Consider the following 2,863-nt stretch of genomic DNA (forward strand, 5'->3'; position numbering starts at 1 on the left):
TGAGAAAGAAGTTAAACGTAGAAATGTCGCCTAACAAACTGTTCAAGAGGGATTCGCAACGCGTGGCATTTTCACTACACGTTGGTTTTAGTGTTTAAGGTGGTATGCGGCGGCTTTTGTATTGCGTTGCTCACCCCTTAACAGGGCGTTAGTACGGGTTTGACATCAAAGGTCATAAGTTTTGGTGTTTATCTGTTTTGGCGCTCGTATTTGCACCTTTCAGTTAGTGCCTTTAACAATCTTTCCGGTGGCACTATATGCGGAGTGTTCGCTTTGATTTCACCGTTTACGGGTTCTAACTCTTAGCCTATTTCTTTGGTGCTTTTTCTCTTTCGTGGTTTTACTAAGCCAGAATTGTCTTTCTTTGGTGTTGCCGTCGAAGTGCGAGGAATGAATCCTTTTCTAATTTGACGCCAGTAAAAGTAGGGGAGTTGAGCGCGTTTTTCTTCTAGCCAACTTACGTTTTGAAGTTGGTTTCCAGTTTTGTAGTTGTCCGTTTGGTTCCAGCGTTTTAATTCATGAATTTCGTGCTATATTTCAACATCTTGGCTTGTTTAAAGGGCTTCAAGGGCAGCGTACTAACAAACAATTCAAGAGGGATTCGTAACGCGTGGCATTTTTGGTATGCGTTAATTTTAGTGATTAAGGTGGTTTGCGGTGGCATTGGTGTTGCGTTACTCACCCCTTAATTGGGCGTTATGGCGCAAGGCAAAATTCAGCTAAGGGAACTAGATGAGTGATAAAGTTAAAGTAGCCTTGCAGTGGCTCAAAGAGATCTTGGATGCAGAGGTTGTGGAGTATCAAATAGTAGGTGGATTAGCGGCAACTATTCATGGTGGAAGTCGGGAAATCGCAGATATAGATCTTTATATTCGAAACTCAGACGCAGACAAAGTTCTATCGCATGTAGCAAAATACATATCCAAACCGTTAACTCATTATGCCGAATATGGTTGGGATCTAGAGTATTTCCAATTGGTTTACCAAAATCAAAAAATTGAAATCGGTTTGTCTGAACATACTAAGATACAATCACATCAAGATGGCTCTTGGCACCAGCTTGAAATTTACTTCTCAGAATCAGTTATTAAAGATTATCAAGGTATCGAGTTGCCAGTTATCCCAGTTTATCGTTTAGTCGAGTACAAGCGGATATTGGGCAGGGAAGTAGACCAAATTGACATACAGGAGCTAACGTTGAGTGGAGCGCCATAACAAACAATTTAAGAGTGATTCAGCACGCGTGACATTTTTACTATGCGTTAGTTTTAGTGATTAAGGCGGTATGCGGTAGCATCGGTATTGCGTGCTTCACACCTTAATTGGGCGTTAGGCGACGGGCAGGAAAGTTCTTTGTTCTCATCTTCTTAGTTCTCTTTGAGCATTCGTTTTTCTGAGTCGGCAATTTGGTATTGTCGGTTCAAATTCTTGAACCTCTCCAACCGTAAAACATGCCAAGGTTCGTGGGTTGCCTCATTGTTTTATGGGGCTGGTTGGCGATGAGTGTCACTGGCTCAAAGTGTGGCAAGGGCAAGTCAATTGAGGCTTTCGAATTTGCTGTTAGTTTGCAGCTTTGGGCTTTTCGGGTTCAAAACCTACTTTGTTGCTGAAGGTCTGCATTTCGTGGTTGTTGAAACCTTGGCTGAAACATAGTGGCTTTTATGGTTCTTGAATCACAAAAAGTCAGTGGGTGTTTGGTTGCTTATTTTGTTTCGGGTAATCTGCTTTCAAACAACCTTAAACATCGGTGGGAAGCTTCGCCTAACAAGGCGTTTAAGGCGGATTCACAACGCTTGGCGATTTCAGTTCCAATCAGGTTAGGTGTTCAAGGTACAATGGTTTAAGTTTGGTGGTTAGCGTTGTTCACCACTTAACGCGGCGTTAGTATTCAGGAGGAAAATTAGTGCTTCATCAGATAGACAAATATCAGTGTTCTTCTTGTAACATTAAATCTAAACATATTACCGTATTGATTAGGAACCCAAGTCCTTTTGCTGGTGTAAAACATCAAAAGCGTAAAGAGTTTATTGCTGGATTAATCAAAGGTTGGGCAGTTGGTCCATTTTTAGCTTCTATGGATGAGTTTTCTCGGCATACGATCTGTCAAAACTGTGGGATCAAAACGATAGAGAACTGATAAGTAAGACTTCTTTCTAAGTTAGGTGTAACAGGTTGGGTCTGAATACTAACAAACTGTTCAAGAGTGATTCGCAACGCATGGCATTTTCATCATGCGTTAGTTTAAGTGATTAAAGTGGTATGCTGCGGCATCGGTATTATGTTGCTCACACCTTAACAGGGCGTTAGGGCTTATCGGAACTATTAGCAGTAGAGTGAGAAATAAATATGACTGATATTCTGTCATCAATTAGTACAGCGTTGTCTTTGACATCAAGGCTTCGCGAAATAAGTAAAAGCATAGAAGATGCAGAGTTTAAAAACTTATTGGCTGATTTGAGCTTAGAGTTAGCTGATGCGAAATTGAAAATCGCTGACCTTACATCCGAAAATGCAGAGTTAAGGGAGCAAATTTCCGAGTTAACGAGTGCTACAGGTGAACTTTGCCCAAAATGTAATAAGCGCACCTACGAATTAATCTCATCTGCTCCGGATGAAGTTTTTGGGGACTTAGGTGCGGTAAAAAGAGTTTATAAGTGCTCTGGTTGTCAGTTCTCTGAATCAAAAGTAGTTTCGCCCTAACAAACTGTTTAAGAGTGATTCGCAACGCGTGGCATTTTCACTATGCGTTGCATTTAGTGTTTAAGGTGGTATGCGGGAGCTTAGGCATTGCGTTGCTCACACCTTAACAGGGCGTTAGGTTTCTCCACGGGAAACATCGAATACAAGGATTTTGGGTCATGGA

3 protein-coding genes are annotated in these 2,863 nt (G+C 41.5%); all 3 read left to right on the top strand.

The window, feature by feature from the left end:
* Positions 1 to 732 precede the first annotated feature (732 nt).
* The 3 genes from R8N46_RS24300 (at position 733) to R8N46_RS24310 (ending at position 2,700) form a co-directional block, all read left to right on the top strand.
* Complete coding sequence (locus R8N46_RS24300) at positions 733 to 1,215, top strand: MazG-related protein (protein WP_115386082.1); 483 nt, start codon at positions 733 to 735, stop codon at positions 1,213 to 1,215.
* Between the two features lie 688 nt (positions 1,216 to 1,903).
* A complete protein-coding gene (locus R8N46_RS24305) occupies positions 1,904 to 2,137 on the top strand; it encodes a hypothetical protein (RefSeq protein WP_064354070.1) in 234 nt (77 codons plus the stop codon).
* 209 nt (positions 2,138 to 2,346) lie between these two features.
* A complete protein-coding gene (locus R8N46_RS24310; RefSeq protein ID WP_031829440.1) occupies positions 2,347 to 2,700 on the top strand; it encodes a hypothetical protein in 354 nt (117 codons plus the stop codon).
* Positions 2,701 to 2,863 lie beyond the last annotated feature (163 nt).

The sequence above is a fragment of the Vibrio sp. 1874 genome (assembly GCF_033344395.1).
GTDB classification, from domain to species: domain Bacteria; phylum Pseudomonadota; class Gammaproteobacteria; order Enterobacterales; family Vibrionaceae; genus Vibrio; species Vibrio alginolyticus.